Source organism: Bacillus paralicheniformis, from assembly GCF_001042485.2.
Taxonomy (GTDB): domain Bacteria; phylum Bacillota; class Bacilli; order Bacillales; family Bacillaceae; genus Bacillus; species Bacillus paralicheniformis.
Window position 1 is genome coordinate 389,851 of record NZ_LBMN02000035.1, and the last position, 26,565, is coordinate 416,415.

The following is a 26,565-nucleotide window of genomic DNA, read 5'->3' on the forward strand; positions in this document are numbered from 1 at the left end:
CTCCTATCATGTTTAATGGATGATCAACAGCCACACATAAAGTCCGGCAAGCGTGATGAACAGGGTTGGAATGGTCAAAATGACACCTGTTTTAAAATAGGTTCCCCAAGAAATCTTTACGCCTTTCAGTGAAAGGACGTGAAGCCACAATAGCGTCGCCAAGGAGCCGATCGGCGTGATTTTCGGACCGAGATCAGAGCCGATGACATTGGCGTAAATCAGCGCTTCTCTGAGAATCCCGTGTGTGTCGGTATTGTGAATCGCAAGCGCATCAATCATCACCGTCGGCATATTATTCATGAATGAAGACAGGGTGGCTGCAATAAAGCCCATTCCGATTGTTCCGGCAAACAGCCCTTGATCACTGACGGTCTGGATGACCTGTGAGAGAATATCTGTTAAGCCGGCATTTCTTAAACCATATACCACGACATACATCCCTAGTGAAAAGAAAACAATCGCCCAAGGCGCTCCCTTCAGCACTTTCTTCGTTTGTACCGCGGGGCTGTTTTTCGCTGTAATTAAGAAAATGACGGCGATCACACCTGCGATGATTGAGACGGGGATTGAAAACAGTTCGCTCATAAAGTAACCGGCCAACAGAACGGCTAATATGAGCCATGATAAGCGGAATATTTTCCTGTCTTTAATCGCTTCCGCCGGCTGTTTTACATTTGTCATGTCATAATGCCGCGGAATGCTTTTTTTGAAAAACAAAAAAAGCACGATGATGCTTGCAATAAGCGAAAACAGGTTTGGAACAATCATTCTTGTCGCATATTCGATAAATCCGATGTTGAAAAAGTCTGCTGAGACAATATTGACAAGGTTGCTGACAACAAGCGGCAGCGATGTTGTATCCGCGATAAATCCGCTTGCGATAATAAAAGGAAAAACGAGCTTTTCTTGAAAATGTAACGCGCGTACCATGGCAAGCACAATCGGCGTCAAAATTAAAGCAGCTCCGTCATTGGCAAACAGCGCGGCTACTATGGCTCCCAGCAGGGAGACATAGACGAACATCCGAATGCCGTTTCCTTTCGCTGCCTTGGCCATGTGCAGGGCGGCCCACTCGAAAAATCCGATTTCATCAAGAATCAGGGAGATGATGATGATCGCGACAAAAGCCAAAGTCGCATTCCATACGATTCCCGTCACATCTAATACATCCTGAAAATTGACGACCCCGGCAATTAAAGCCAGCACCGCACCTCCGCAGGCCGACCAGCCGATGGATAGATTTTTCGGCTGCCAAATGACAAGCGTGAGGGTCAGCAGAAAAATCAAAATGGCTAAGACTGTCGTCATCGCGTGTACGCCTCCTTCATAGGTTTCCTCTCCGGACACATCTTATAATAAAATCGTTATATAAGTCAATGCTTATATAAAAAGTGAAATGAAAAAGAGGGAACCGTCCTCCCTCTGCTTTTTTATTGGCACGAAACGGGTCTTTCTTTTCTTTTAACGGTTTGAAGAACCTCATCGTGTTCATCGATCTGATTGAGAATGGCAAGGACCAATTCGCGTTCCGGAAAGTTGTCATGAAGCGAATAAAAGCGCCATTGCTCCCTTCTTTCTTCCTTGATCATATTTGCACTTTTCAGCTTTCGTAAATGCTGGCTGATGGCGGGCTGGCTTGTTTCAAACATATCGACAAGCTGGCAGACGCAATAAGGTTTCTCCTGAAGCAGTTTCAGGATCAAGAGCCGGGTCGAATCGTTCAATATCTTCATGCAGCTCACCGTGCTTTTCGAATCAAGCTTCGTTTGTACGGTCATGACATTCCCTCCAATCTCAGGCGCTTTGCAGCCGGTATATTGCCTCTATTATATAAATGTCTTTTTATATAATCAAGCGGTGATCATCAAGGTATGGATCTCGTGCCATTCGAAAAATTGAGCGGCCCTTCACTAATCAATTCACCGCTTCTTCGGCCATATGGTTATGATTCGCCTCTCTCATGAAAACGGTAGTTGCGAAATAGACTAGTCATTCAATCCCTTTCCATCAAGAATTTGCTTTGTATATTTTTCAATCCTCGATTCTCGGGTTTTGGATTGTTTTGGTTTAGAAAAATAAAGAATATATGCTCTTTGCCGTCCCGGCGTCAATTCTTCAAACGCCGTTTTTAAAGCTGGGATTTCAGCGAATTTTTTTTGAAGCTCTTCTGGAATCGTATATTCCGCAGCCTTTTTAAACTCTACTTCAAGACCGGCTTTTTCCACTTCAATCGCTTCATTGATGTAAGCTTTCAAGATGGTTTCCATTTCAGCTATTTCTTGTACATTGGTGAATCGAATCTGCCGCGCGGCTTGTACATTCTCCGTCTGCTGGATAAGAATCCCGTTGGGGTCCTTTAACAAGGCGCCTTTATGAAACAAGAGCGCACAATATTCTTTAAATCCATGGATTAATACGATGTTTTTATTCTCGAACGTATAGCAAGGATGCTTCCACTTGAAATCTTCGTTCAGCTCACAGTCAAGAACGATTTGACGCAGCTTCTCAAACTCTCCCTTCCACTTCTCGGCTTTGCTTAAAAATTCATCAACCTTTGGATTCGTTCTGCTATTTGTCATCAAGGAACACTCCTCTTTATATCATAATGTCATTTTAACCTAATCTCGCTCCGCCGACAGCAGAAATATTTTAATCGTTCCGGAGGTACAATATGCTTAGCTTAAAGAAGAGGCGGGTTGATTATGAAATTTGGCATCATGACATTTAATATTCATCATGGAAAAGGAAGGGACCGTCGCGTTGATTTAGAGAGAACAGCCGGTGTGATCGCCGAGAGCGGCTGCGACATCGTCGGCCTTAATGAAGTAGATCAGCATTTCTCCAATAGAAGCGATTACGAAGACCAAATCGGCTCGTTAGCAGAACAATTGAACATGCACTATGCGTACTGCCCCTCCCTTTCATTGAGTTCCGGTGATTCTTCAGTGAACAGGCAATACGGGAACGCTCTCTTAACGCGTTTTCCGATTGTGAAAGAACGGCATCATTCATTCAACTTTGTCAAAGGGCTGATCGAAGGAAGGTCTCTTCTTGAGGCTGATGTCCGGATCGGTGATCGGCTCCTTCGCGTTTTTGTTACGCATTTGAGCCTGAATCCGTGGCTTCACGGCAAGCAGACGGATTTTTTAATCGAGAGGGTTCAAGAGAGTGATCTGCCTGTGATCGTCATGGGAGACTTTAATATGAAACCTCATTCACGGGGGTGGAAAAAGGTCGCGGAAAAACTGGCCGACCTGTGGGATGAAAGACAATACGGACAGGGGTTCACCCACCCTTCGCACCGCCCGAGACGACGCTTGGACTACATCTTCCTCAGCCGGTCTTTTCATGTGTCAGCGGCTGAAGTTGTCGCCGTTGATCCGAACGCTTCCGACCACCTGCCGCTTAAGGGCATTGTCACATATTAAAGGACGGCTTGAGAAGCCGTCCTTCAGCGTGTCGACAAACCCTCGCATTCGTTGTCAGGCCTGTGCGTCGGTGCTCACGAATAGGAGAAGGATCGGCGGCTAACCGCCCAGGCGTCCTGCCTGAACGCCGCCGTCATCACATCCTGTGAAAGTCAGCTTCCGATGCTCGGTCTTCCTAGACTGCAAGGGTTTTCAATCACGCTGAAAGGATGACAAAATCCCAAAACTAAATATCGTTTTGGGATTTTGTCAAAAAGCTTAAGGACGGCTTTAGAAGCCGTCCTTTAAGCTTTTGCAATGCCCAGCAAAACGCCGGCTGCGACGATTAATATAATGCCGATGGCGATACCGATCAGCTGCCGCTTCGTTTTCTTTTCGCCGAGCAAAATAATGCCGCCGAGCGTTGAGATGACGATTCCCATCTGCGATAGCGAAAAACTGGTCGCTACGCCGACCCGCGGCTGGGAAATGAATAAAAACATGTTTCCGGCTGCCCAGATTAAACCCGGAATGATATTTTTGATGACGTAAAAATTAAACGGCTTATGCCTGAATGTCAAGATCAAGCCACCGGCTACCATGCCGATAGCCTGAGGAAAAAGAGCCGCCCAGCCACTGACATCGAAAAGCCGTACGACGACGACATACACGAGATAGCCGAATGTGGAAATCAGCAAAATCACGATTCCCTTTTTCATGTCGCCGGTTTTTTCCTCCGATTTTTGGCTGCGGTCTTCCAGCGATGTCAGCACGATTCCCACGATGATGAAAATCAGCGCCAGAATCCCGAGAACAATCGAGATTGTCGTCGCCCACTCGCGAAAAACAAGCACGCCGAACAAAGAAGTGGATACAAGCTGAAGTCCTGTTGAGATCGGCATCGTTTTAGACACGCCGATCAACTTGATGCTTTTCAGCTGATTGGTCTGACCGAGCGCCCAAAATAGTCCGGAGACGACGCCGACGGCAAATATACGGGGGGATAATTCAGGCTGGACGACGAAGTAGATTCCGATTGAAAAAATTAAAGCGCCGAATGTCGTACCGAGCACCTGGCTGTACGGTCCGCCCCCAAGCTTTACATTAAAGAGCACAATGCTTCCCCAGAAAATCGCTGGTAAAATCGCTAAGAAAATGTCCATTTGATGTAAACCTTTCTTTCCTTGTTTTTATCTATTAAGGTGCTCTATTCATGCGATTTTTAACACAAAAAATCCATTTTGAACATTGTCAAAATGGATTGGTACTGTTACCGGCGGCCGTATCACTAAAATATCAGTTTTCACTGTTTGCTGTTTACGCTGTCAAGCCAAGGCATACCGGGAATAGCTGCCGGTTTTTTGTACAAGTCCTGGATCAGCCTGTCTTTTATGCCGAGCGGGTTCCGGTTTAAATCTTTCAGGCTGAAATGGATGCTTCCCATCACCATTGAGTCGCGGTTTAAGGCGATCTGTCGCGGATATTCTTCAGGGTCTGACCAGGCAGGATCTGAGTTTTGATTGATTTTATAGGCTGCTTGTCCGATGTATAAATGAACGGGGCGTTGGCTGACTTCATTTTTCCACCAGTCTACTAAAATGTCGTAGGAAGCCGGGGCAAAGCCGATGCTCCAGTAGATTTGCGGGGCGATGTAATCGATGTATCCCTGCCTGATCCATTCCCTCGTGTCAGCATAAAGGTCGTCATAGTTTGTCATTCCGGCGGCTGTATTCGATCCCGTCGGATCATCTGCTATATTGCGCCATACACCAAAGGGGCTGATTCCAAATTTGACCGATGCTCTTTCTTTTTTGACGGCGGCGTTGATCTGTTTGACAAGCTGGTTGACGTTGTCCCTCCGCCAATCTTCAATATTTGAAAAACGGTCCTTTCCATATTGTTCATACGTGCTCAAGTCGGGAAATTCGACGCCCGCAATTTTATACGGATAAAAATAGTCATCCATATGAACGGCGTCGACTTGGTAATTCTTGACGACCTCTGTTATGCCTTGGACAATGAATTCCTGTGCCTCAGGAATGCCGGGATTGTAATACAGCTGTCTGCCGTAGGCAACGACCCAATCGGGGTGCATTCTAGCCGGGTGATCCTGTGAGAGCCTGTTCAAATCCGTATGATTCATCGTGATCCGATAAGGGTTGAACCATGCATGAAATTCAAGCTTTCTCCGGTGGGTTTCTTCGAGCAAAAATGACAGCGGATCGTAGCCGGGGTCTTTTCCTTGAACGCCTGTTAAGTATTCCGACCACGGCCCGTATGCGGAAGGGTAAAACGCATCCGCCGCCGGCTTAATTTGAACGACAACTGCGTTCATCCCCATGGCTGTCACAGCATCCAAAAGCTTCACATATTCTGTTTTTTGCTCTTCGATTGTCAGCCCTTTTTTCGAAGGCCAGTCAATGTTTGTGACGGTGGCGATCCACACGGCCCGAAATTCTTTTGTTTCGCAGCTTGTGTTCTTTTCTTTCATGAACATCTCCCCTTTTGGAAAAATCGGAACTTTCTGTTATTATATGCCGGCTGTTCTTTTTTGTATATGAAAAAACAGGCCAAGACTGTCGAAGTCTTTAGCCTGTCGTTTGGATTGCCTGTTTCACCTGCTGCATCAAATATTGGACAAATGCTTCATCCCTTGCGAGCCATGCAGCATAATTTCTTTTAATAAACCGTTCTGCCTCTTCGAATGAAGTAAATGTCTCATGCTGAGTCACGCCGTTTAATTGAATGTTCCAGCCGTGTTCTCCAGGAAAGAGAAAAAACTGGTCTTCGTCCCTGTTGATATAAAGGCTGCCGTTGTCCGACTCTTTTACATTATAGACGTTTTTAAAGGCATCCGCTCTCAAGGGCTCCAGCGGAAACGGTTCAGTCACATACAGCTTGAATGCTTCATCTGTCAGCGGGCACCCCGCTGCCTTGGCATGGCCGCCTCCGCCGAACGTGCCGGCGATTTCTGATACATCTGTTTCATCATGGATGGTGCGAAGGCTCACTTTTTTGCCGCCCATATTTAAGATGGCGATATAGTCAAGGTGCGGATACGTTTTTCCGAGTTCGTTCCCTACTTCGGAATGATAGGATTCCGCATGCACGATGCCGACGCAGTGTGCATTGATGAAGGTCTGAACGATTTCCCGCCGTTTCCTGCGGATATACCGTTCAATTTTTTCTTCTTCCATATCCAAGATTTTTTCTTCGAATTCATCAAATGAAAACGCGTCGCTTTCTGTAAGGCGCCGGACCATTTTTTCCTCAAATTCGTCAATGGAGACCATAAAAAACAGGTCATTCAGGCGCTTTGCTTCGAGCGCGTCCGTCTGTTCCCATTCCCATGTATCATAGAGGCGTACGAGTTCGACGAACTGATCCATCGCTTTTGTCTCTTGAATATAGCCGTTGTCTATTAAGTATTCATAAAAAAGAGAAGTCGCTGAAGCGAGCCTGCCGTCCTCATATTGAACTTTTACCATGCCCCAAGAGCGTTCATTCAAATGAAGCGCAGTTTTGTGGTGGTCGATGAGTTTGACCTTTCCGCCCGCTTCAGCATATTGGTCCAGCCTTTCTTCATTTTCTTGATGAACAGACAAGTCCGTAATAAACAGGCCTTCATGCTGTTTTTCTTTTCCTTTTGTCCGTTCCAAAAAACGTCCGACTTGCATATCAAGTCCGGTGACCGAATTGTAGCGGACCTCGACCCGTTCGCCAAAGGCCACCTTTGCGAGAATTCCGCAGCCGACTCCGTCCAAGTCGTTGTGAGAATACAAATGATACATGCTTCCCGCCCACCTTGCTGTTTTATTGTCGGCCTGCCGCAGCAGGCGCATCTTTCTCATCTTACTATTGTAAAAAAAGGGATTTTTTATACGGTTGTGCGGTAAGACAAAAAGGACAGCTTTTTGTTGGAAAAAGTCTGTCCGGTTAAAAGGGTTTATGTTTCTTGCAGCATGGCTCCCCCTTGCAAGTGGGCGGTGAGTAGTCTGTATGCGTTTTCGGCCCTGGCGGCACTTGGCGGTTCAACCCCTTTTAATGGATAATCCAGGCCAAGCGCTTCCCACTTGTAGACGCCGAGTTTGTGATAAGGAAGAACCTCCACCTTCTGAACGTTCCCCAGCGTGCAGATAAACGTGCCGAGGGCTGCTAAATCGTCATCGATATCAGAGATCCCCGGAACCAGTACATGGCGGATCCAGACGGGGACTTGATGATCAGCGAGAAACCGGGCAAAATCCAATATGTGGTCATTCGGCATTCCTGTCAGGTTGATATGTTTTTTCCTGTTGATATGCTTGAGATCAAGCAAAACAAGGTCTGTATACTGGATCAGCTCTTTGATCTGCTCTTGAAATGCCGGCGCCGCCGAATAGCATCCGCCGGACGAATCGAGCGCCGTGTGTATGCCATGGCTTTTACAGGCTTTGAACAGCTCGATTAAAAATGGCAGTTGTAAAAGCGGCTCGCCTCCGCTAACGGTGATGCCTCCGCCTGATGATTGAATAAACGGGAGATATTGCTGGACATCCTGAACGATTTCGGAAACCGTCATTTGTTTTCCGGTTCCGATTTCCCATGTATCAGCATTATGGCAAAATTGACAGCGCATCAGGCAGCCTTGTGTGAAGACGACATATCTGATGCCCGGACCGTCAACGGTGCCGAATGTTTCGATCGAATGAATATTTCCATCCATGATGAAGATCACCTCTTTTTATGGGGCGGAGCGCCTCGGCCGCGCTCCGCTTTATGCTCGTTACATCGATTCATGGAAGGTACGGCTGATAACGTCTAGCTGCTGTTCTTTCGTCAGCTTAATAAAGTTGACCGCATAGCCTGAGACGCGAATCGTTAACTGCGGATATTCCTCCGGATGTTCCATGGCGTCGAGCAATGTTTCTCTGTTAAATACGTTTACATTTAAGTGATGCCCTGTTTTTGCGGCGTAACCGTCAAGGATGCTTGATAAATTGACGGCGCGGCTCTCTTCGTCTTTGCCAAGCGCTTTCGGGACGATCGAAAAGGTGTTGGATATGCCGTCGAGCGCATAGCTGTAAGGCAGCTTTGCCACTGAAGACAGCGATGCAAGCGTTCCTTTAGTATCGCGGCCGTGCATCGGATTCGCGCCTGGAGCAAACGGTTCTCCCGCCCGGCGTCCATCCGGCGTATTTCCGGTTTTCTTGCCGTAAACGACGTTTGACGTGATCGTTAAAATTGACATGGTATGAACAGACTGGCGATATGTCTGGTGCTTGCGCAGTTTTTTCATAAAGCGCTTGACAATGTCAACGGCGATCGCGTCGACGCGGTCATCATTATTTCCGTACTTAGGAAAGTCGCCTTCTGTTTCAAAATCGACGGCAATGCCGTTTTCATCGCGGACAACATTGACTTTGGCATATTTGATAGCGCTTAACGAATCGGCCACAACGCTCAAGCCGGCGATCCCGGTGGCCATCGTCCGCAAAATGTCCGTGTCGTGTAGCGCCATTTCAATTCTTTCATAGCAATATTTATCATGCATGTAGTGAATGACATTGAGCGTATTGATGTACAAGCCTGCAAGCCATTCCATCGTCTGATCGAATTTATGCATGACCTCGTCATAGTCCAGCACATCGGAAGCAACCGGAGGCATTTCCGGACCGACTTGCATTTTATGCTTTTCGTCTTTTCCGCCATTAATCGCATATAAAAGCGCTTTCGCCAAGTTGGCGCGTGCTCCGAAGAACTGCATTTGTTTGCCGATTGCCATTGCCGATACACAGCAGGCGATGCCGTAGTCATCCCCGTATTCAGGACGCATGATATCGTCATTTTCGTATTGAATCGAGCTCGTTTTAATCGACATTTTGGCACAGTAGTTTTTAAACTTTTGCGGCAGCCTGACAGACCAAAGGACGGTTAAATTTGGTTCCGGCGCCGGACCTAAATTGTCAAGCGTATGCAGGAAACGGAACGAGTTTTTCGTGACGAGTGCGCGTCCGTCGTGCGCTATTCCGCCGATTGATTCTGTCACCCACGTCGGATCGCCGCTGAACAGCTCATTGTAGTCAGGTGTGCGTGCAAATTTGACCAAGCGCAGCTTCATGACAAAATGGTCGACAAGCTCTTGGGCCTCCTGTTCTGTTAATGCGCCCGTTTTCAAATCTCTTTCGATGTATATATCAAGGAACGTGGACACGCGGCCAAGGCTCATTGCTGCTCCATTTTGCTCTTTAATGGCAGCCAAATAGGCAAAATACAGCCATTGAAATGCTTCTCTTGCATTCGCCGCAGGCTCGGAAATGTCAAAGCCATAACTTGCTGCAAGTGCTTTAAGTTCATTCAATGCCCGGATTTGTTCTGACAATTCTTCACGCAGGCGGATGTTTTCTTCAGACATCACGCGAGAGGTGCCGGCCGCATCTTTTTTCTTTTCATCGATCAGGAAGTCCACGCCGTAAAGCGCCACTCTCCGGTAATCGCCGATGATGCGCCCGCGCCCGTAAGCATCAGGCAGTCCGGTAATGATTCCGACCTTTCGGGCGAGTTTCATTTCGTCCGTATACGCGTCAAACACGCCTTGGTTATGGGTTTTGCGGTAATCGGTAAAGATTCTTTCCACTTCTTCATTCAATTCAAAACCATAGGATTCACATGCTTGTTTCGCCATGCGAATGCCGCCGAAAGGCTGAAGCGACCGTTTAAACGGCTCATCGGTTTGAACGCCGACGACTTTTTCCAAGTCTTTGTCCAAATAGCCGGGACCGTGCGAGGTAATCGTTGAGACGATCTCTGTATCCATATCGAGGACGCCTCCGTTTTCACGCTCTTTTTTTGTCAAGTCCATTACATGATCCCATAATGCCGATGTAGCTTCCGTCGGAGGTTCGAGAAACGATTCGTCACCTTGATATGGCTCAAAGTTCGAGAGAATAAAATCGCGGACATTGACTTCTTTTTGCCAAACGTTTGTGGTGAAACCTTTCCATTGTTCCATTTAAATCCCCCTCTTTTCAAGTTGAAATGATATAACAGTTGTTGCATTTATATCTTATGTTTAATATAACAGTTTTGAATGTGATAAAAATCACATATTTTGTGAAATAGTTAACAAATTTAAGAAAGTTCTTTGAACATCGCGTTTTTCCTAATATAGGATGTTGTTTGAAGCAATTTTCTTATTTGAATCTGTATTATAATAAAGTCAAATAAAACGAAAACTGTTATATAAAAAACCGGCTAAACAGCCGGCTTGCGCAGAAGTATTTATCATCAGTCGAGGGATACGAACTGATTGCCGAATGCTTCGATAGTGCTTTTCAAGACATAGCTGCCTCGGGGGAGCTGGTGAAATTCATAGCACCCTTTCGAATCGACCGCTTTTGTCTGCAGTAAAACGCCTGACAAATCATAAACATGAATGTAATGGTCCTCTTTTTTAAGTTGGCTTTTGAGATGTTCCGGGATTTCCCCGGCAATCGTGTACTCCGCTTCTGACGTTTTCTTTTCACCGATTTGTTCGAGGATTTCCAGGTCAAGCCCCTGCTCTTTTCGATGATTTTTGCAGGACCGCACTGCTCTTTTTTGTGTCTCGAATGTTTGATACAGGTTTTCGATCGACCTCATGTGAAAGCTGATATCCCAATGTTTCATAGCTTTTTGATACGCTTGGCGCCCCAATTTTTGCCGAGTTTTGTCATCGTCGAGCAACAGGCGCAGCTTTTCAGTAAGCGCTTCGCTGTCTGCCGGGGGAACAAGCAATCCGTTCGCACCGTCATCAATGATTTCTTTTACCCCGCCTACGTTTGCCGCCAGCACAGGTTTTGCGGAGAACTGCCCTTCCAGGATGACGAGCGGAAATGTATCGTGAAGCGACGGCAAAACAATGACATCACTAATATTCATTAAGTCGGGTATATCTTTTCGCTTTCCGAGAAAAGAGACCGCCGACGCGATACCGAGCTTTTCGGACAGGCTTTGCAGAGTTTCGAGCTCCGGACCCTCGCCTGCGAGAAGGCAGTGAAAATCATCCCTTTCGCACCGCAGTTTATAAAGCGCTTCGATCAAATAGCGGTGTCCTTTCACCGGAACGAGCCGCGCCGGACAGAGAATGATCTTTTTTCCTTGATGCGGGAGGCTTTTGCGGAAATTATTTTTCTTTTCGATAAAGGGTGTTTTTACAATTCCATACGGGATGACTCGGATGTTCGAAGGCGTCACACCAATTTGAATCAGCTCGTGTTTCAGCCATTCGCACGGAACGGCCACAACGTCTCCGGACATTGCGCCCAAACATTCTTCGATTTTCATGTATTGCTGTTCCTGGCCGCTTTTCTCGTTATATTCCCCGGTAATCTTTGCTTCATGATATTTAAAGTTATGGAGGGACACGATTAAAGGCGTGTGCTGAGGTTTGGAACGGGCCAGTGCTCTTGCCGTCATAAAATCGTGGCAGTGGATCAAATCATACTTCTTAAGATCAAACTGTTTAACAGCTTGTTCCAAACTGTAGCGCTCCATTTCACGCCAATATATCCACAGGGGATATTTTTCGGTATAAGCTGTTTGAAGACGGTGAATCAGCTCATATTTTAACCGGTGTTTATCGGCCGGCTGCTGATCGGCGACCTGAATGTTGAGCCATCGGGTATCGTGCGACATTAAATCGACAGAATGCCCTTCTCCTTCCAAGCTTTTACTAAGGATATCAATATAGGTAGACGGGCCGTTTGTATGTGGAGAGTAACGATAATAAGCCAGCAAAATGTTCATATATTTCCCCCTGCCTGCTGTTAAACTTATTGAAATGAAATCTCTTAGCATTATATGGCCTCAGCTGAAAAAAGTACGAAGTGAATGGAAAGCCTTTTCAATAAAGAAAACCCATTGCCTTAAGCAATGGGAGCTGTCATGAAGAAGCTAATATTTGAACGATTTTATCTTCAATATCCTTTCCTTTTTCATCATCCACGAGCTGATTGAGAAGAATGGAGAAAATCAATGTCTCGCCGCTTGCAGTATCGATATAGCCCGATAAGGTACTGACGGTTGAAAGAGAGCCTGTTTTCGCTCTGACTTTGCCTTTAAGAGCCGGGTCTTTCAGCCGGTTTCTTAATGTGCCGCCGACCATTCTGTCGCTTTCCCCCGCAACCGGGAGTGAACGGGCAAACGACGGAAACCATTTCTCTTCTTGAACGGAATACAATAGCTTTGTGATCTGGTCGGCAGAAATCAAATTGATATGCGAGATGCCTGAGCCGTCTCTGAGAACGATCTTCTCTGTGTCCATTCCAAATCCCTGCAGTTCTTTATTCAACACTTCCAGACCTTGATCCCAGCTTCCTTCACGGCTCGCGGCTTTTCCCATTTCCTTGATCAGTGTTTCGCCATGGCCGTTGTTGCTGAGCTTCATAAAGGGGATCATCAGCTCTGAAAGCGGCATGGATTGATGTGCGGTGATGCGGCGCGCTTTTTTTGGCGCTTTGCCGGTTTTAGTCTCTCCCAGGATTCGAATGCCTTGTTGCTGTAAAGCCTGTTTAAATAAATCGAGTGCATATTCTGACGACTCCCAAACCGCAACCCATTGTCTGACCCTTGAAGCGCCTTGTGGAATCGTCCCTTTGATTTGGATGGTATTTCCGCCGTGTTCCCTTTTAATCGTGATATCTTTTTTTCCGTCTGCAGCAACGGTCTTGGCACCGTTTTCGATTTTGACATGATTAGTTTGCGGAGTAAGCGATACAACGGGTTTTTTCCCGGTTTTGCCGTCAGGATTCACGTCGATGATGACTGTTCCGGCATCATAGTCTTCGTTTGGCGAAGCTGTTAGAGCTGAGATCTGCGCTCCGTAGTATGCGTCTTCATCGCTCCAGGAAAGGTCTGGAGAGTAGCGGACCTCATCATACCAGGAATCATCGCCGACCAAGTCTCCCCGGATGACAGTGATCCCTTGTTTTCGGAGTGCCTTGGCCATTTGCTGAAAATCGGCTTTCAAAAGCGTCGGATCGCCTTTTCCTTTTAGATAAAGGCTGCCTTTGAGTGTGCTCGCAGATCGTGCGCCGTCTGTCATCACCTCTGTGGGAAAGGTATAGTCCTCACCCAGGACGGAAAAGGCAGCTGCTGCCGTTAAAAGCTTCAGATTGGACGCCGGTCTCATCCGTGTATCGCTCATATGGCCGTATATCATTTTCCCGCTTTCCGCGGACCTGACGCTGATGCCTGCGAGCGCTCCTTTTAAATCAGGCTCGGTCTTTAACAGCTGATCGATTTGCTCTTTGAGCCCGGCGCCTTTTTCCCCGGCGGCCAAGCCGTCTATGCTGCCGGCCAACGTCAATACAAAGATCATCATCATACACAGACAAAGCTTCATATTTTTCTTCATAGAATATCCCGCCTCCCGCTGATGGTTTTAATACTTTATTGCAAAACGCGGCGGGATATACTCCTATTGGTCGGTTTTCACCAAAAACCTCCGGCATAAAAGCAGCAGTATCATTACATGCAGCACAACTCCGATGAACCCGAAAACGAAAACAAGCCCTTTATGAGAAGTTCCTGCCAAGTACGTTTTCGCTGTCCAGTAGGTCGGCGTGAAAACGCCGAAAAGCTGCCACGGCAAAGGAATAAAATAAACCGCGGCCGGCATGAAAGTGAGCAGGCTGAACCCTTTCATTAAAGCGAGCCCTTCCACTTTGTTCGAAGCGTAAGCGGCTAAAAGCAGCGTGTAAATCGGGGCTTCAAGCGTGACCATGATCAGGATGAACAAAAGGTACACAGAGCCGGGCGCCATTAAACCGCCGGATGCAAACAGCAAAATGCTGTAGCAAAAAGTCAGCGCCATTGGCAGGATGAGGCGTATCAAGACATATCCGCGCTTCGACAAGGGCGTCACGGCAAAATACTGAATCATATTTTCGTCGCGCTCATCAAGCAGGATAAACCCCGACATGATACCGAGAATCAGGGGGATGAAAAGCATGGCAAAGCTCATGATCAAATGACGGTATGGGGTGATATTGAATGCCGCCAGTTCCGCTGACAAAGGAATGCCAGCGGCTGTCACGATGATGAGCAGAAAAGGCGCCAGACCGTAAAAAGCAAGCATTGAATCACGTTTGATCTGTTTCATATCTCCGCGTATCAGCTGAATGATTTTCATCATCGTGTATCACCTCCGCCAAGCTTTAATGTGATGAACGTTTGAAGTGAATGCCTCGCCCAGAAATACACGGCTCCGTTCCACAACAAGAGAGTGGAAATCGCGTAGACGAGCTCCCACTGCTGAAGGCCGGTAAAGGCGGAACCTAACAGCATTAATGAGGCCTTTGACGGCAGAGCGTAAAACAGCGGGCTGCTCCAAATGCCCGCTGTTTCAAACAAAGGCAGAACGAACACAAAGGTGCTCAAAGAAGACAAAAAGAAAAATCCGTTTAAGGTTTCACACCGCACCGCCAAACCTAAGCCGATCATCGTGAAGAAAAATGAAGTGCACAGCACGCCGCAAGCGAACAAACCGGAATTTGTTCCATAGCCAAACACACTGCTGTGGATGAAAATGCTCGATCCGAAAGACAAAACGGATAAAGACGCCGTTTTGGAAAGAATATACTCACTCGCACTTAGCGGCGTTACAAACAGGCTGTCATGGATGTTTTGCCCTTTCTCCAGTAAAACAAGACCCCCGATGAAGAAAAACCCTAGGAAGCTCGGGTCTGAAAACGTCAAGGCAATGTTGGCCGCCTCCCTGTAATCAGCTGGAAGAAACTGCAACACAGCGATATACACCGCGCTGATCAGCAAATAGGCATAATAAAAACCGTGCTTGAACTGAAGTTTGATATCATGGGAAATCGCTGATAAGATCCTCAACTTAAACGCCTCCCCGTCACATCGATAAAGATGTCTTCAAGCGATGCTTCTTGGGAATGAATGGTTTCCACAGGGTGGTCCTTGATCAAGTTCAAAAATTCCGGGCTGCTGCCGATCTGATCAAGGTCGAATTGAGCAGTTTCCAGCTGCCTGCGGCTGCGGTACTCCACTTTTACGTGCCTTTTTCCTTTTTGCACTTTCAAGGCGCTTGGAGAATCAATCAAAGCCACCCTGCCGTCAACGATGAAAGCTACGCGGTCGCAGATTTCTTCAGCTGTTTGCATGTGGTGCGTTGTGATCAGGATCGTCTTCCCTTCCGCCTTTTTGTTCAGGATAAGCTGTTTTAATTTTTTGGCATGCACGGGATCGAGCCCCGAGGTCGGTTCGTCTAGAAATAAAAGATCAGGCTGATTGATCAGGGCTCTCAAAAAATTCAGCCTCATTTTCATGCCTTTTGAGTAAGCGGATACCTTTGTCCGGCCGTACTCTTCAAGACCCGTTAAAGCGAGCAGCGTTTCCGGCTCCTCGGTTTCAGATGCATACAAGGAACGGAACAAATTTAAGTTTTCCAGTGCCGTTAATCGTTGATAGAAATTCGGAAATTCAAAGGCGACGCCGATTTTCTCATAAAAGGAGCTGTCGGCTTGACTCAATTCTTTCCCCATCACAGAAACCCGGCCTTCATATTGCTTTAAAATACCGATTAATATTTTTTGAATCGTGCTTTTTCCAGCACCGGACGGGCCGAGAAATCCAAAAATTTCACCCTTTTGAATCGAAAAGTCGATTCCTTTCAATACGGGCGTTTTTTGTCCGGGGTATGTGAAGCGAAGCCCGCTGACTTCAATCATGGGATGCATCCTCCTTGGCCGAAAGCCCCTGTCCGATCAATTCGATAAGCAAATCCATCGTTTCGTCATAGCGGTCTTCCCCAATATTTGATTTTTGAAAGGATAAAAGAACAATGGCGCGAATCACACTGACGATCGTCTCCGGTTTTTTTCTGACAAGCCAACCTTTTTCCTGGCCCATTTCAATTAAAGGCTTGAAAAAATCTTCATCGCTGTCGAAATGCGCCTGCAGCTTTTCTTCGGGGAGTTTGCGGAAGAGTGTCTCGAGTAAGTTGTCATCGTAAACTTGGCGAATGTACGGGTTATCTTCCATCACCGCCAATGCTTCACGCAAAAACTGTGCAAATGTTTCCCCGCTTTCAGAAAATGATGCCTCAAGCTGGGCGCGGATCTTACTTTCTTCCTGCTGCAAAATCTCAAAATAAAGCTCCTCTTTCGAGTCGAAAAATGTATAAAATGAGCCTTGGGCAATTCCGGCCGAGGCTGTTAGCTCACCAACGCTCGTTTTTTTCAATCCAAGCTGCGCAAAAAGCTCTCTTCCGCTTTGCACTAAAGCTGAGCGTATCGCTTCCTTTTCTTTTTCGGTAAATTTTGGCATGTCAGTCTCTCCTTGATTTATAAACATATGAATATTTTTATTTTATATTCATATAATGCGATGAGACCGTCTTTTTGTCAATGCATTTTGGTTCAAATTTACCACAATATTTTCATTTGCCCGTCAAATTTAAAGCAAAAAAAAGCACCACTTATAGTTTAAACTATAAGTAGCGCTTCATTTCCATTAATAAGCAAGGCTGAACAGACCTTTAATATGAGTCAGATAACGGACGTTGCTCGCTTCTTTCATCAATGAAGCAGGCAGGCCTTTAAGAGATGTACTGTTCGCGCCGATAACGGCAACTGCATCTTTGCGGCCAAGGCTTGCAAGCGTGCCTGAGTTGACAGGGCTGAACGTTTCCATTGATTTGTTTTCTAAGTATGCATACAGGTTGTAGCCGATCAGCTCGCCCATTTGCCAAGCGATTTGAGCTGTCGGAGGGTACGGACGGCCATCCGGACCGAAGACAACGGCGCTGTCTCCTGCAACAAATACGTCTTCATGTGATGTGGATTGAAGGAAATCGTTTACAGTTGCGCGTCCGCGGTTCACTTCAAGACCTGACTCGCCGATCAGCGGATTGCCTTGAACACCGCCGGTCCAGACAAATGTATTTGTGACGATTTTTTGCCCGTCTTTCAAATCAACAACGTTTCCTTCTACATTTGTGACAGGCAGTCCTGTCAAGAATTCAACGCCGCGTTTTTCAAGGCTCTTTGTCGCACGTTCGATCAGCTCATCCGGAAGAACCGGCAGGATTTTCGGACCGGCTTCAACAAGCTTCAGCTTGATTTCTTTCGGATCGACACCATAGCTTCTCGCAAGGTTCGGCATGATATCGGCGAGTTCACCGACAAGCTCGACGCCTGTTAGTCCGCCGCCGCCGATTAGGATCGTAGCATCCGCTTCGTTTTTCGTTTTAGCGTATTCGCGCACGCGCTCTTCAACATGCTTGAAGATCTTGTTTGCATCGTTTGCAGATTTGAGCACCATGCTGTTTTCTTGAAGGCCAGGAATGCCGAAGTAAGCAGTGACAGAACCAAGACCGACGACAAGCGCGTCATACGTCAGGGTAGAGCCGTCAGAAAGAGCGACTTCTTTTTTGTCAACTGAGAACGAGTTGACTTTGGCGATTTTAAGATCGATGTCTTTTCCTTTGAAAAGCTTTGCAAGCGGCATCGCAATGGCCTGTTCTGACACGTTGCCCGCAGCAAGGCGATGCAGTTCTGTGATGATTTGATGTGTCGGGTATTGGTTAACCACTGTGATTTTTGCTTCTTCTTTTGTGTAGTGTTTGCGAACTGTTAAAGCAGACAGTAATCCGCCGTAACCAGCGCCTAAAATGACGATATGTTTTGACATCGTGAATCCTCCGTCCTTATTCTGAATGTATAGTGATTATTTTTGTTTTTCGCGTTCTGACATGATTTGCAGGTAGCTTTGAACAAAGCGGAACATCTTTTGGGCCTGCGGATCTTTAAGCATTTTCAGCAAACCGAAAAGTCCGATGACTTCATTGCTTTCGTCAGCGCGGTCTTTTGCTTCAATGGCGGTAGCCGCGATTTCTTTTGCCGTATCTTTGACAGGCTCAAGAATTTCTGTGATGGCACCGACCGTATCATTTTTTAATACTTCATCAGTTGCAACGGATTGTGCGAAATCGTAAGACTTTGTCAAAATGTTGACCAGTTCTGTCAGCTTTGGAAGCTGGTCGACTAAAACAGTCAAAGACTCCTGTACTTCAGGTTTTAGCAGTTGATCGATAAGATCGCGTTGGCTTTGGCTTACAGATTCGTTTGTTTGATCAGCTGTTTGATCGATTGTTTCCGGCATAACCAATTCTCCTTTTCAATAAGCGATGTGCTGTTTTTTGAAGGAACCCCTTTTTCACAGTTTGTGAATTTGTGCACAAACAAGTCCGCAAAAAGGTTCTCCCCTTTTGTGTTTGTTTTGCTGTTTTCAGTCTGGAATTCCCGAAAACCCGCAATCTCAAAACACGCTGTATTTTTTACTACTAAATGATAACACTTTTTGAACAAAAAATGAACGTGATTGTTTCGGAAATGAAATAAAATCATAGAAAACTTTATATATAGGGCTTCTTTCATCCCTTTCATTTCCTATATTGTGTCTTTTTTTACGAAACGTCCCATTCACACGTCATGATAGAGTCGTGCGAATATTTCCCAGAAACGCACCTAGTTTACATAATGAAATTATCGTTATCTCGGTTAATCTTCATCTTTAACATCCGGATCTTCGGGGATGGGTTCGTTCAGAACGGATTCCGCCCACTCTTTATACTTTTCCATCTGTTCCATATGGGTATTGAATTGATCTTTGTTGATTAAATGCTGCTGTCCGTCGAAGACGGTGCGAATTTTCTTTTCTCTCACAAGCTGTTCAACATATGCTTCTGAAAGCGTTAAATATTCTGCGGTTTCCTTTATCGTCAAGTACATGTTTTAGTTCCTCTCGTTTTGATTTAGGCGAACGTTGCGATTTTAGGATCATACGATAAGATATATCAGTTTAGATGATGGAGGCCTATTTCTATGTATTCAAAATGGAATTCTGAAACGTCTTATCCGCCTTCAGCCCCGCACATGCACACCGGCCAATCTTCTCAGCAGATGAATCAAAGGCTGAAAAATCTCGAAGATCAAATGAAATTGCTGATCAAACTCATGGAATGCAACAATCAGCTGCTGCGTTCAATTGAAGAGCAGCAAAACCGCGTCTGCGCGGCCGGCGGAGGTTCGGTTATCGTCAGAATGTGAGTTTTTGGTCTTAAAATAAAAAGAGGAAGGACGTGTCCTTCTTCTTTGTCTGCAAGCCTTATCCAGTATACTACAGATTTTTTTGCGCTGAAAGGCCGGCAATTTCATCGTATGTTTGACGATTTTCCAATGTTGACAAATCGCCTGCCGGCTCGTTCAAATAGGCAGCTCTGATCAGCCGTCTCATCACTTTTGCATTTCTCGTCTTCGGCAGACCGCTGACAAAGTAAACCGCTTTTGGCTTGATCGCTTTACCGATCGCGTCAGAGGCGAGGTTCAGCAAATCATCTTTTAGTTTTTCCGACGGCTTTTCCGACTGTGTGAGGACGACAAAGCAGACGGCAGCCTGACCTTTGAGCTGATCCGGAACGCCGATAACGCCTGCTTCCGCCACCGCTGGATGGCCGACCAGTACGGACTCTATTTCGGCGGGCCCGATCCTTTTCCCAGCAGTATTGATCACATCATCAGAACGTCCGCTGATCGTCCAGTAGCCGTTTTCATCACGTTTTGCCCAATCGCCGTGCACCCAGACGTCAGTCCAGCGGCTCCAATATGCTTTTTCATATCTGGACGGCTCCTTCCAAAAACCATTCGTCATGCCGACCCACGGCTTTGTCAGGACAAGCTCCCCGACTTCATTGACGACTTCCTCCCCTTTTTCGTTGAAGACATTGGCCGCCATGCCAGGCAGAGGCGAATTAAACGTCATCGGCGTGATCGGCCGCAGGAGCACATTGCCCAAAATGCCGCCTGAAATTTCCGTTCCTCCTGAATAATTAAAAATAGGAATCCGCTCTTTTCCAGCATGGCGGAACAGCCATATCCACGGTTCATAATTCCAAGGTTCTCCCGTTGAGCCGATTGCCTTCAGACTGCTCAGGTCGCATTGAAGAAGAAAATTTTCGCCGTGCTGCATCAGTGAGCGAATGAGCGTCGGAGAGACGCCGAGATGCGACACCTGGTGTCTGCTGACAAGCTCCCACAGCCGACTCGGGGCCGGGAAATCCGGTGCTCCGTCATACAGCAAAACTGCCGCTCCGTTTATGAGTCCCCCGAATATTAAAAACGGTCCCATCATCCAGCCCATGTCTGTAAACCAGAAAAACGTGTCCCCTTGTTTGACATCCATCCCGAAGCCCGCATCAAATGCAGCTTTCAGCGGAAAACCGGCGTGGGTATGAACCGCTCCCTTCGGCTGTCCTGTCGTGCCTGATGTGTAAAGCAGCATGAGCGGATCTGAACTGTCCATTTCTTCTGTCATCTGGAGAGGATCGCTTTTCATCAATTCATTCCAGTCTATATCTCTCTTATGATTCCAATCTTGTTCGCCATCGTGAAGCCGGCAGACGACAACTTTTTGGACAGTGGGGGCGCGGTCTGCTGCTTTGTCAGCTTCTTTCTTCATACAGACCTTCTTTCCCCTTCGCAAAAAGGCATCTGCCGTGACAAGAATTTTTGCTCCGGCAGCGCTGAGTCTCGCGGCTGCCGCATGGGCCCCGTAGCCTGAAAAAACCGGGGAGAATACCGCGCCGATTTTAGCGGCGGCAAGCATGGCGATGACCGTTTGCGGGATCATCGGCATGTAAATCGCAATGACATCCCCTTTTGATATGCCTTGTTTTTTAAAGCCTGCTGCCGCACGGGCGACTTTTTGATGTAAAGAAGAATAGGTGATCCGTTCTGTTTTTCCGTCTTCACTTTCCCAGATGAGGGCTGTCCTCTCGGCCGCATCAGGCTGTCGGGACCATTTTTCCACGGCGCTGCAAACGGCATTTAAGCGTCCGCCGGAAAACCATTTCGGCCATTTTATGCCTTTATCGAGATTCAATGTTTGGCTGTACCGCTTGTACCAGCTGATGCCGAGCGCTTTTTCGGCCTCTTCCCAGAACCAGGCGATATCGTCTGTACTTGCTTTCAAAAAATCATCATAGTCGGAAAAACCGAGAGCTGTCATCCATTGAAACAGCCGGGTCGCTTTTACAAATTCCGGATCAGGCTGCCAAACCGCTTTTTCGGCCATACCGTTTCCCCCCTTTTCGTTTCATTGGCCTTTAGACGGGATAAACAGGATGCTTCCGTTCCGTAAATATCATGTATTTGGTCATATATGCATTCAGCCGTTTGATGAGTTCCGTACGAAGCGAATCGGCCGGAATGACCCCGTCGACAATCATTTCTGAAGCAAGCCGGTAAATGTCTATGTCTTTTTGGTACTCTTCCCGTTTTTCGGCAATGAAGGCGGACCGCTCTTCTTCAGGCAATTGTGCGATTTTTTTGGCATAAACGGCATTTACCGCTGCTTCCGGACCCATCACAGCAATCTGAGCCGTAGGCAGCGCCAGACAGCAGTCAGGCTCAAAGGCCGGTCCCGCCATCGCATACAAGCCTGCGCCATAAGCTTTCCTGACGATGACGGATATTTTCGGCACGGTTGCTTCGGCCATCGCTGAGATCATTTTCGCTCCGTGTCTGATAATACCCGCCCTCTCGACTTTTGTTCCGATCATAAAGCCGGGGATATCAGCCAGAAACAGCAGCGGGATATGATAGGCATCGCACAAATTGATAAACTTTGCGGCTTTGTCTGCCGAATCGTGAAACAACACACCGCCTTTGACCCGCGGCTGATTGGCGATGATGCCGACAGGCTGCCCGTGAATCCTCGCCAAACCGGTAATCAGCTCTGGCGCGAACAATTTTTTGATCTCATAAAAAGACGCTTCATCAATGATCCGGTCGATTAAATCCATCATTTGAAACGGTGCGTTTTGGTTTTTCGGAATGATCTCCTCCAACGGCCGGTCAAACGGAAGAGCGGGTTTTGCTTCAATGACAGGCGCTTTTTCGGTGTAATTCGGCGGAAAGTAGGAAAGATACCGGCGCGCCGACTTGATCGCATCTTCTTCCGTTTCGGCAAGAATGTCTCCGCAGCCTGAAACAGAACAGTGCATTCGCGCTCCGCCCATTTCTTCAAGCGACACTTTTTCGCCGATCACCATTTCCGCCATGCGCGGCGAGCCTAAATACATCGAGGCGTTACCTTCGACCATGATAACGATATCGCAAAAAGCCGGTATGTAGGCGCCGCCTGCCGCTGAAGGACCGAACAAAAGACAGATTTGCGGGATGCGCCCGGATAATTTGACTTGCTGATAAAAAATCCGCCCTGCTCCTCTTCGCCCCGGAAACATGTCAACTTGATCCGTAATCCTTGCGCCTGCTGAATCGACCAAATAAAGAAGCGGACAATTCAGCTTTTCGGCTGTTTCCTGGATGCGGATGATTTTTTCGACGGTTCTCGCTCCCCATGATCCTGCTTTCACCGTTGAATCATTAGCCATGACGCAAACGGTTCGGCCGCCGATTTTTCCGATTCCCGTGACGACTCCGTCTGCCGGAAGCCCGTCTGCCATGCAATTGGCAAAAAAAGCGTCCTCAAGGTCGAGGCCTTCGTCAAGCAGCAGCTTTAATCGGTCTCTGACAAATAATTTTCCTTTTTTCTCATTAGCTTCATGGTATTTTTGCGCTCCGCCTTCCTGAATCCGGCGAATGCGTTCATACAATTCCTTTTCGGCCGGCATCGGCTGTCCCCCCGTTCGTTTTATTCTCCCGTATAATACGGCTTCCGCTTTTCTGTAAAAGCTTTCAGCCCTTCTGTTCTGTCTTTCGTCGGAATCGTCAGCTCGTAGGCTTTTTGTTCTATCGCGAGTCCAGTTTCGATATCTGTCTCAAGCCCTTGATTGATAGCGAACTTCGCCTGTCTGACGGCAACCGGTCCGTTCGCCGCAATGTTCGCTGCGATATTTTCGGTTGTTTCCTTTAACTTTTGAAGCGGAACGACATGTTCAACTAGGCTGATCTTTTGCGCTTCTTCGGCGCTGATGCGGCAGCCGGTATAGATCATTTCTTTTGCCTTTCCCCTGCCGATCAAGCGGGGCAGCCGCTGTGTTCCCCCTGCCCCGGGAATGATCGCGAGCGTTGTTTCGGGGAGGCCGAGTTCAATATGTTCGGCTGCGATCCTGATGTCGCACGCCAATGCAAGCTCCAGCCCCCCTCCCAAAGCGCTTCCGTTTAATGAAGCGATGACGGGCTGCGGCAGTTTTTCCGTCTGGCTGACCACTTGTTGAATCATGGAAACGGCCTGCTTCGCTTCTGTGGGGCTCATGCGGGCTCTTTCCTTTAAATCGGCACCTGCACAAAACGTCCTGTTCCCTACTCCCGTTATAATGACACAGCGGACGGCCGGGTTTGAACGGATATCGCGAAGGATATGCTGAAGGTCGTCGAGAAGTCCGAGCGAGAGGGCATTTGCAGCTTGCGGTCTGTTCAACGTTAACACGGCGACCGCCTGCTCGTTTATGGAATAAAGAACATTGGGCTCCATTCGGTCTTCCTCCTCCTCAATCTATGAAAAGCAATTCTTTGATTTCGCCGCCTGCAAATTTCGGCTTGGTAGCTCTCTCCCGGTTTTGTCTTCGATCCATTTGGCAGCTGAAAGCAGCTTGCTGAGATCAACTCCGGTTTCGATGCCCATCTGGGCGCACATGTAAATCAAATCATCAGTTGCCGCATTTCCCGTGGCTCCAGGGGCATAAGGACAGCCGCCCAGCCCGCCGCATGATGCGTCAAATACGGTGATTCCCATATCCATCGCTGTGATCATGTTGGCGAGCGCCATCCCTCTCGTATCATGAAAATGAAGGGCGAAACTCTCTTTCGGAAAGCGTTTTAAAAGTACGTCAAGCACCTTTTGAACTTGCACGGGATTCGCTGCGCCGATTGTATCTCCGAGAGAAAGTTCGTCGATGCCCATGTCGAACAACGCATCACAGAGGCGTATGATTTGTTCTAATGGCACATGATGTTCATAAGGACAGCCAAATACGGTGGACAGGTAGGCTCTGGTGGTGAGGCCTGCTTGTTTGGCTGTCCCGGTGACTTCCTGCAAGACTGGAAGCGTTTCGCCGATCGATTTGTTAATATTTTTCCGGTTGTGTGTCTCGCTTGCCGACATAAAAACAGAAGCTTCATCGATCCCTCCTTCGAGAGCCCGTTCCAGCCCTTTTCGGTTCGGAATGAGGGCTGCGTAGGTGACGCCCGGCTTCCGGTTAATGCCTTTGGCGACGTCAAGGGCATCAGACAGTGCAGGAATCCATTTAGGATGAACGAATGAAGTGATTTCGATATATGAAAGCCCTGTTTGGGAAAGCATGTCGATCCAGGTTATTTTATCGGCTGTCGAGAGTGCGGTTTCTTCATTTTGCAGACCGTCGCGCGGCCCGACTTCTTTAATGAAAATTTTCTTCGGTACATTCATTTGCCATCCTCCAGACCTTATTGAAGCTCCAATAAGACATCTCCTTCATCGGCAAAATCACCTTCGTTTTTTCTGACGGTTTTGACGGTGCCGGCCGTTTCGGCGACAATCGGAATCTCCATTTTCATCGATTCTAAAATGGCGACTTCCTGCCCTTTTTCGATTTTGTCTCCTGCTTTCACTAATATTTTCCACACGTTTCCCGCCATATTGGTGACAACAGTATTCATGGCACGCCTCCTTAATTTCATTTTGACTGATAACGACTGATAAAATCGGTTTGGACCCCGCCTTTTCGGAATTCGTCAGAACGTACGATGTCTTCAAGCAACGGAATATTTGTCTTAATGCCTTTCACTTGATATTGTGAGAGCGCTTCGGCCAATGTGCGGATGGCTTCATCTCTGCTATTTCCTTTGACGATCATTTTGGCGATCATCGGGTCGTAATACGGTGTGATGTTCATACCTGGGGCTGCTGCGCATTCATGACGGACATTCGGGTGCTCAGGCAGCTTAAGGTCAGTGATCCGTCCCGGCGAAGGGAAAAATGTTTTCGGATCTTCGGCACAGATTCTGACTTCGATCGCATGTCCGTCACGCCGAATGTCTTTCTGCTTATACGGAAGCGCTTTGCCTGCTGCGATATTGAGCTGTTCTTCGACAATGTCGAGCCCTGTAATTTCCTCTGTCACCGGGTGTTCGACCTGCAGGCGGGTATTCATCTCGAGAAAATAAAAATGATTCTTGCTGTCTACTAAAAACTCGATTGTCCCGGCGTTGGCATAGCCGATCGACAGCGCGGCTTTCACGGCCGCTTCACCGAGCTTCGCGCGCATGTTTTCATCGAATAACGGAGCAGGTGCTTCTTCGATGATTTTTTGCTGGCGTCTCTGAATCGAACAGTCCCGTTCCCAAAGATAAACGGCATTTCCGTATTCGTCTGTTAAAATCTGAATCTCGATATGTCTTGCATCTTCGATATATTTCTCGATGTACATAGCCCCGTCTCCGAAAAAATCGGCGGCTCGTTTTTGGCTGCCTTCATATGCTTTTGCTAATTCGCCTTCATTGCGAATCAGCTGCATTCCGATGCCTCCGCCTCCAAAAGAAGCCTTGAGCATCATGGGATAGCCGATGGATTCGGCAAGAGCCTTGGCTTCATTCAGACCGGCCAAGCTTTTTGTCACGCCGGGAACGACGGGAATCCCGGCTTGTTCCATCGCTAGCCTTGCTTCAATTTTGCTCCCCATTTTGGCGATCACATCGGACGGCGGACCGATAAACGTGATATTTTCCTGCAGGCATCTTTCGGCAAAACGGCTGTTCTCGGAAAGCAGGCCGTATCCCGGGTGGATGGCACAGACCCCCGCTTTTTTAGCGGTTTCGATGATTTTTTCGATATTTAAATAGCTTTCACTGACCCGCGGTTTGCCGATCAGCCAGGCTTCATCTGCAGCTTTAACGTGCAGGGACTCAGCATCCGCTTCAGAGTAGACGGCAGCTGTCTGAATACCGAGCCGTTTACAAGTTCGGATGATCCGAAGTGCGATTTCGCCACGATTGGCGATAAGCAATTTTTGAAACAAAAAAATGCCCCCTTTCATATTCAAAAGTGTCTGAAATAGAATTTGAAAGCGCCTTCATTTATTTATTGTGCGAATTCGAAAGTGAAGTAGCTTATCCTGTTTCCTGCCATAGGTTCAGACGGGTCTTGTCTGTTCTTTACAGCTTATGATGATTTG

The 26,565-nt window shown here is 47.4% G+C and carries 25 protein-coding genes; 2 read left to right on the top strand and 23 right to left on the bottom strand.

Annotated features, from left to right (window positions below):
* Positions 1 to 12: 12 nt before the first annotated feature.
* From ACH97_RS18770 to ACH97_RS18780, 3 genes are all read right to left on the bottom strand, one after another.
* Complete coding sequence (locus ACH97_RS18770) at positions 13 to 1,308, bottom strand: arsenical efflux pump membrane protein ArsB (RefSeq protein WP_041817211.1); 1,296 nt, start codon at positions 1,306 to 1,308, stop codon at positions 13 to 15.
* A 122-nt stretch (positions 1,309 to 1,430) separates the two neighbouring features.
* Positions 1,431 to 1,778: an ArsR/SmtB family transcription factor gene (locus ACH97_RS18775; RefSeq protein ID WP_020451676.1), complete on the bottom strand. Its 348-nt coding sequence runs from the start codon at positions 1,776 to 1,778 to the stop codon at positions 1,431 to 1,433.
* A 207-nt stretch (positions 1,779 to 1,985) separates the two neighbouring features.
* Entirely contained in the window at positions 1,986 to 2,579 is a 594-nt protein-coding gene (locus ACH97_RS18780) for a YdeI/OmpD-associated family protein (RefSeq protein WP_020451677.1), read from the bottom strand.
* A gap of 123 nt (positions 2,580 to 2,702) precedes the next feature.
* Between ACH97_RS18780 and ACH97_RS18785 the strand changes: the two genes are divergently transcribed.
* Entirely contained in the window at positions 2,703 to 3,428 is a 726-nt protein-coding gene (locus tag ACH97_RS18785; protein WP_020451678.1) for an endonuclease/exonuclease/phosphatase family protein, read from the top strand.
* Between the two features lie 284 nt (positions 3,429 to 3,712).
* On the opposite strand, the gene ACH97_RS18790 is transcribed toward ACH97_RS18785, so the two are convergent.
* The 14 genes from ACH97_RS18790 to ACH97_RS18860 all read right to left on the bottom strand — a co-directional run bounded on the left by ACH97_RS18790 (position 3,713) and on the right by ACH97_RS18860 (position 19,183).
* A complete protein-coding gene (locus ACH97_RS18790) occupies positions 3,713 to 4,570 on the bottom strand; it encodes a RhaT/GlcU family sugar-proton symporter (protein ID WP_020451679.1) in 858 nt (285 codons plus the stop codon).
* 140 nt (positions 4,571 to 4,710) lie between these two features.
* Positions 4,711 to 5,904, bottom strand: coding sequence for a glycoside hydrolase family 10-like protein (locus ACH97_RS18795; RefSeq protein WP_373370882.1), 1,194 nt, complete (start codon positions 5,902 to 5,904; stop codon positions 4,711 to 4,713).
* A gap of 91 nt (positions 5,905 to 5,995) precedes the next feature.
* The gene (locus ACH97_RS18800; protein ID WP_020451681.1) at positions 5,996 to 7,198 is read right to left on the bottom strand and encodes a DHH family phosphoesterase; all 1,203 of its coding nucleotides are present in this window, start codon (positions 7,196 to 7,198) and stop codon (positions 5,996 to 5,998) included.
* Positions 7,199 to 7,353: 155 nt separating this feature from the next.
* On the bottom strand, positions 7,354 to 8,112 hold the full coding sequence (gene pflA, locus ACH97_RS18805) for a pyruvate formate-lyase-activating protein (RefSeq protein WP_020451682.1): 759 nt from the start codon (positions 8,110 to 8,112) through the stop codon (positions 7,354 to 7,356).
* 60 nt (positions 8,113 to 8,172) lie between these two features.
* Positions 8,173 to 10,398, bottom strand: a complete 2,226-nt coding sequence (gene pflB / locus ACH97_RS18810) for a formate C-acetyltransferase (RefSeq protein WP_020451683.1) — start codon at positions 10,396 to 10,398, stop codon at positions 8,173 to 8,175.
* A gap of 275 nt (positions 10,399 to 10,673) precedes the next feature.
* Complete coding sequence (locus ACH97_RS18815) at positions 10,674 to 12,173, bottom strand: glycosyltransferase family 4 protein (RefSeq protein ID WP_020451684.1); 1,500 nt, start codon at positions 12,171 to 12,173, stop codon at positions 10,674 to 10,676.
* A 136-nt stretch (positions 12,174 to 12,309) separates the two neighbouring features.
* A complete protein-coding gene (dacB, locus tag ACH97_RS18820) occupies positions 12,310 to 13,782 on the bottom strand; it encodes a D-alanyl-D-alanine carboxypeptidase/D-alanyl-D-alanine endopeptidase (protein ID WP_041817214.1) in 1,473 nt (490 codons plus the stop codon).
* Between the two features lie 63 nt (positions 13,783 to 13,845).
* Positions 13,846 to 14,562, bottom strand: coding sequence for an ABC transporter permease (locus tag ACH97_RS18825; protein ID WP_041817215.1), 717 nt, complete (start codon positions 14,560 to 14,562; stop codon positions 13,846 to 13,848).
* Complete coding sequence (locus tag ACH97_RS18830) at positions 14,559 to 15,269, bottom strand: fluoroquinolone export ABC transporter permease subunit (protein ID WP_020451685.1); 711 nt, start codon at positions 15,267 to 15,269, stop codon at positions 14,559 to 14,561. Before ACH97_RS18830 ends, ACH97_RS18825 begins: the two co-directional genes overlap by 4 nt.
* A complete protein-coding gene (locus ACH97_RS18835; protein ID WP_020451686.1) occupies positions 15,266 to 16,120 on the bottom strand; it encodes an ABC transporter ATP-binding protein in 855 nt (284 codons plus the stop codon). The genes ACH97_RS18830 and ACH97_RS18835 overlap by 4 nt, the downstream gene beginning before the upstream one ends.
* A complete protein-coding gene (locus ACH97_RS18840; RefSeq protein ID WP_020451687.1) occupies positions 16,113 to 16,718 on the bottom strand; it encodes a TetR/AcrR family transcriptional regulator in 606 nt (201 codons plus the stop codon). The genes ACH97_RS18835 and ACH97_RS18840 overlap by 8 nt, the downstream gene beginning before the upstream one ends.
* A 186-nt stretch (positions 16,719 to 16,904) precedes the next feature.
* Positions 16,905 to 18,083 (bottom strand): NAD(P)/FAD-dependent oxidoreductase, encoded by a 1,179-nt coding sequence (locus ACH97_RS18845; RefSeq protein WP_020451688.1) that lies wholly within the window; start codon positions 18,081 to 18,083, stop codon positions 16,905 to 16,907.
* Between the two features lie 36 nt (positions 18,084 to 18,119).
* The gene (locus tag ACH97_RS18850; protein WP_020451689.1) at positions 18,120 to 18,554 is read right to left on the bottom strand and encodes a helical membrane plugin domain-containing protein; all 435 of its coding nucleotides are present in this window, start codon (positions 18,552 to 18,554) and stop codon (positions 18,120 to 18,122) included.
* Positions 18,555 to 18,952: 398 nt separating this feature from the next.
* Positions 18,953 to 19,183: an excisionase family DNA-binding protein gene (locus tag ACH97_RS18860; RefSeq protein WP_020451691.1), complete on the bottom strand. Its 231-nt coding sequence runs from the start codon at positions 19,181 to 19,183 to the stop codon at positions 18,953 to 18,955.
* Between the two features lie 93 nt (positions 19,184 to 19,276).
* On the opposite strand from ACH97_RS18860, the gene ACH97_RS18865 reads away from it, so the two are divergent.
* Positions 19,277 to 19,501 (top strand): hypothetical protein, encoded by a 225-nt coding sequence (locus ACH97_RS18865; protein WP_048350227.1) that lies wholly within the window; start codon positions 19,277 to 19,279, stop codon positions 19,499 to 19,501.
* Between the two features lie 70 nt (positions 19,502 to 19,571).
* Here ACH97_RS18865 and ACH97_RS18870 read toward each other — a convergent pair whose 3' ends face one another.
* Genes ACH97_RS18870 through ACH97_RS18895 form a run of 6 tightly spaced genes read right to left on the bottom strand, consistent with a single transcriptional unit; the run spans position 19,572 to position 26,409 of the window.
* Complete coding sequence (locus tag ACH97_RS18870) at positions 19,572 to 21,524, bottom strand: AMP-binding protein (RefSeq protein WP_020451693.1); 1,953 nt, start codon at positions 21,522 to 21,524, stop codon at positions 19,572 to 19,574.
* Between the two features lie 31 nt (positions 21,525 to 21,555).
* Complete coding sequence (locus ACH97_RS18875) at positions 21,556 to 23,085, bottom strand: acyl-CoA carboxylase subunit beta (RefSeq protein WP_020451694.1); 1,530 nt, start codon at positions 23,083 to 23,085, stop codon at positions 21,556 to 21,558.
* Positions 23,086 to 23,105: 20 nt separating this feature from the next.
* A complete protein-coding gene (locus ACH97_RS18880) occupies positions 23,106 to 23,888 on the bottom strand; it encodes an enoyl-CoA hydratase (RefSeq protein WP_020451695.1) in 783 nt (260 codons plus the stop codon).
* A gap of 21 nt (positions 23,889 to 23,909) precedes the next feature.
* Complete coding sequence (locus ACH97_RS18885; RefSeq protein WP_020451696.1) at positions 23,910 to 24,821, bottom strand: hydroxymethylglutaryl-CoA lyase; 912 nt, start codon at positions 24,819 to 24,821, stop codon at positions 23,910 to 23,912.
* 17 nt (positions 24,822 to 24,838) lie between these two features.
* Positions 24,839 to 25,051, bottom strand: coding sequence for an acetyl-CoA carboxylase biotin carboxyl carrier protein subunit (locus ACH97_RS18890; protein WP_003182452.1), 213 nt, complete (start codon positions 25,049 to 25,051; stop codon positions 24,839 to 24,841).
* Positions 25,052 to 25,068: 17 nt separating this feature from the next.
* Positions 25,069 to 26,409, bottom strand: coding sequence for an acetyl-CoA carboxylase biotin carboxylase subunit (locus ACH97_RS18895; RefSeq protein WP_048350228.1), 1,341 nt, complete (start codon positions 26,407 to 26,409; stop codon positions 25,069 to 25,071).
* Positions 26,410 to 26,565 lie beyond the last annotated feature (156 nt).

Coding starts and splice junctions, on each gene's coding strand:
- ACH97_RS18770 (WP_041817211.1), bottom strand. CDS start 1,308: ATGACGACAGTCTTAGCCATTTTGATTTTTCTGCTGACCCTCACGCTT.
- ACH97_RS18775 (WP_020451676.1), bottom strand. CDS start 1,778: ATGACCGTACAAACGAAGCTTGATTCGAAAAGCACGGTGAGCTGCATG.
- ACH97_RS18780 (WP_020451677.1), bottom strand. CDS start 2,579: ATGACAAATAGCAGAACGAATCCAAAGGTTGATGAATTTTTAAGCAAA.
- ACH97_RS18785 (WP_020451678.1), top strand. CDS start 2,703: ATGAAATTTGGCATCATGACATTTAATATTCATCATGGAAAAGGAAGG.
- ACH97_RS18790 (WP_020451679.1), bottom strand. CDS start 4,570: ATGGACATTTTCTTAGCGATTTTACCAGCGATTTTCTGGGGAAGCATT.
- ACH97_RS18795 (WP_373370882.1), bottom strand. CDS start 5,904: ATGTTCATGAAAGAAAAGAACACAAGCTGCGAAACAAAAGAATTTCGG.
- ACH97_RS18800 (WP_020451681.1), bottom strand. CDS start 7,198: ATGTATCATTTGTATTCTCACAACGACTTGGACGGAGTCGGCTGCGGA.
- pflA (WP_020451682.1), bottom strand. CDS start 8,112: ATGGATGGAAATATTCATTCGATCGAAACATTCGGCACCGTTGACGGT.
- pflB (WP_020451683.1), bottom strand. CDS start 10,398: ATGGAACAATGGAAAGGTTTCACCACAAACGTTTGGCAAAAAGAAGTC.
- ACH97_RS18815 (WP_020451684.1), bottom strand. CDS start 12,173: ATGAACATTTTGCTGGCTTATTATCGTTACTCTCCACATACAAACGGC.
- dacB (WP_041817214.1), bottom strand. CDS start 13,782: ATGAAGAAAAATATGAAGCTTTGTCTGTGTATGATGATGATCTTTGTA.
- ACH97_RS18825 (WP_041817215.1), bottom strand. CDS start 14,562: ATGATGAAAATCATTCAGCTGATACGCGGAGATATGAAACAGATCAAA.
- ACH97_RS18835 (WP_020451686.1), bottom strand. CDS start 16,120: ATGATTGAAGTCAGCGGGCTTCGCTTCACATACCCCGGACAAAAAACG.
- ACH97_RS18840 (WP_020451687.1), bottom strand. CDS start 16,718: ATGCCAAAATTTACCGAAAAAGAAAAGGAAGCGATACGCTCAGCTTTA.
- ACH97_RS18845 (WP_020451688.1), bottom strand. CDS start 18,083: ATGTCAAAACATATCGTCATTTTAGGCGCTGGTTACGGCGGATTACTG.
- ACH97_RS18850 (WP_020451689.1), bottom strand. CDS start 18,554: ATGCCGGAAACAATCGATCAAACAGCTGATCAAACAAACGAATCTGTA.
- ACH97_RS18860 (WP_020451691.1), bottom strand. CDS start 19,183: ATGTACTTGACGATAAAGGAAACCGCAGAATATTTAACGCTTTCAGAA.
- ACH97_RS18865 (WP_048350227.1), top strand. CDS start 19,277: ATGTATTCAAAATGGAATTCTGAAACGTCTTATCCGCCTTCAGCCCCG.
- ACH97_RS18870 (WP_020451693.1), bottom strand. CDS start 21,524: ATGGCCGAAAAAGCGGTTTGGCAGCCTGATCCGGAATTTGTAAAAGCG.
- ACH97_RS18875 (WP_020451694.1), bottom strand. CDS start 23,085: ATGCCGGCCGAAAAGGAATTGTATGAACGCATTCGCCGGATTCAGGAA.
- ACH97_RS18880 (WP_020451695.1), bottom strand. CDS start 23,888: ATGGAGCCCAATGTTCTTTATTCCATAAACGAGCAGGCGGTCGCCGTG.
- ACH97_RS18885 (WP_020451696.1), bottom strand. CDS start 24,821: ATGAATGTACCGAAGAAAATTTTCATTAAAGAAGTCGGGCCGCGCGAC.
- ACH97_RS18890 (WP_003182452.1), bottom strand. CDS start 25,051: ATGAATACTGTTGTCACCAATATGGCGGGAAACGTGTGGAAAATATTA.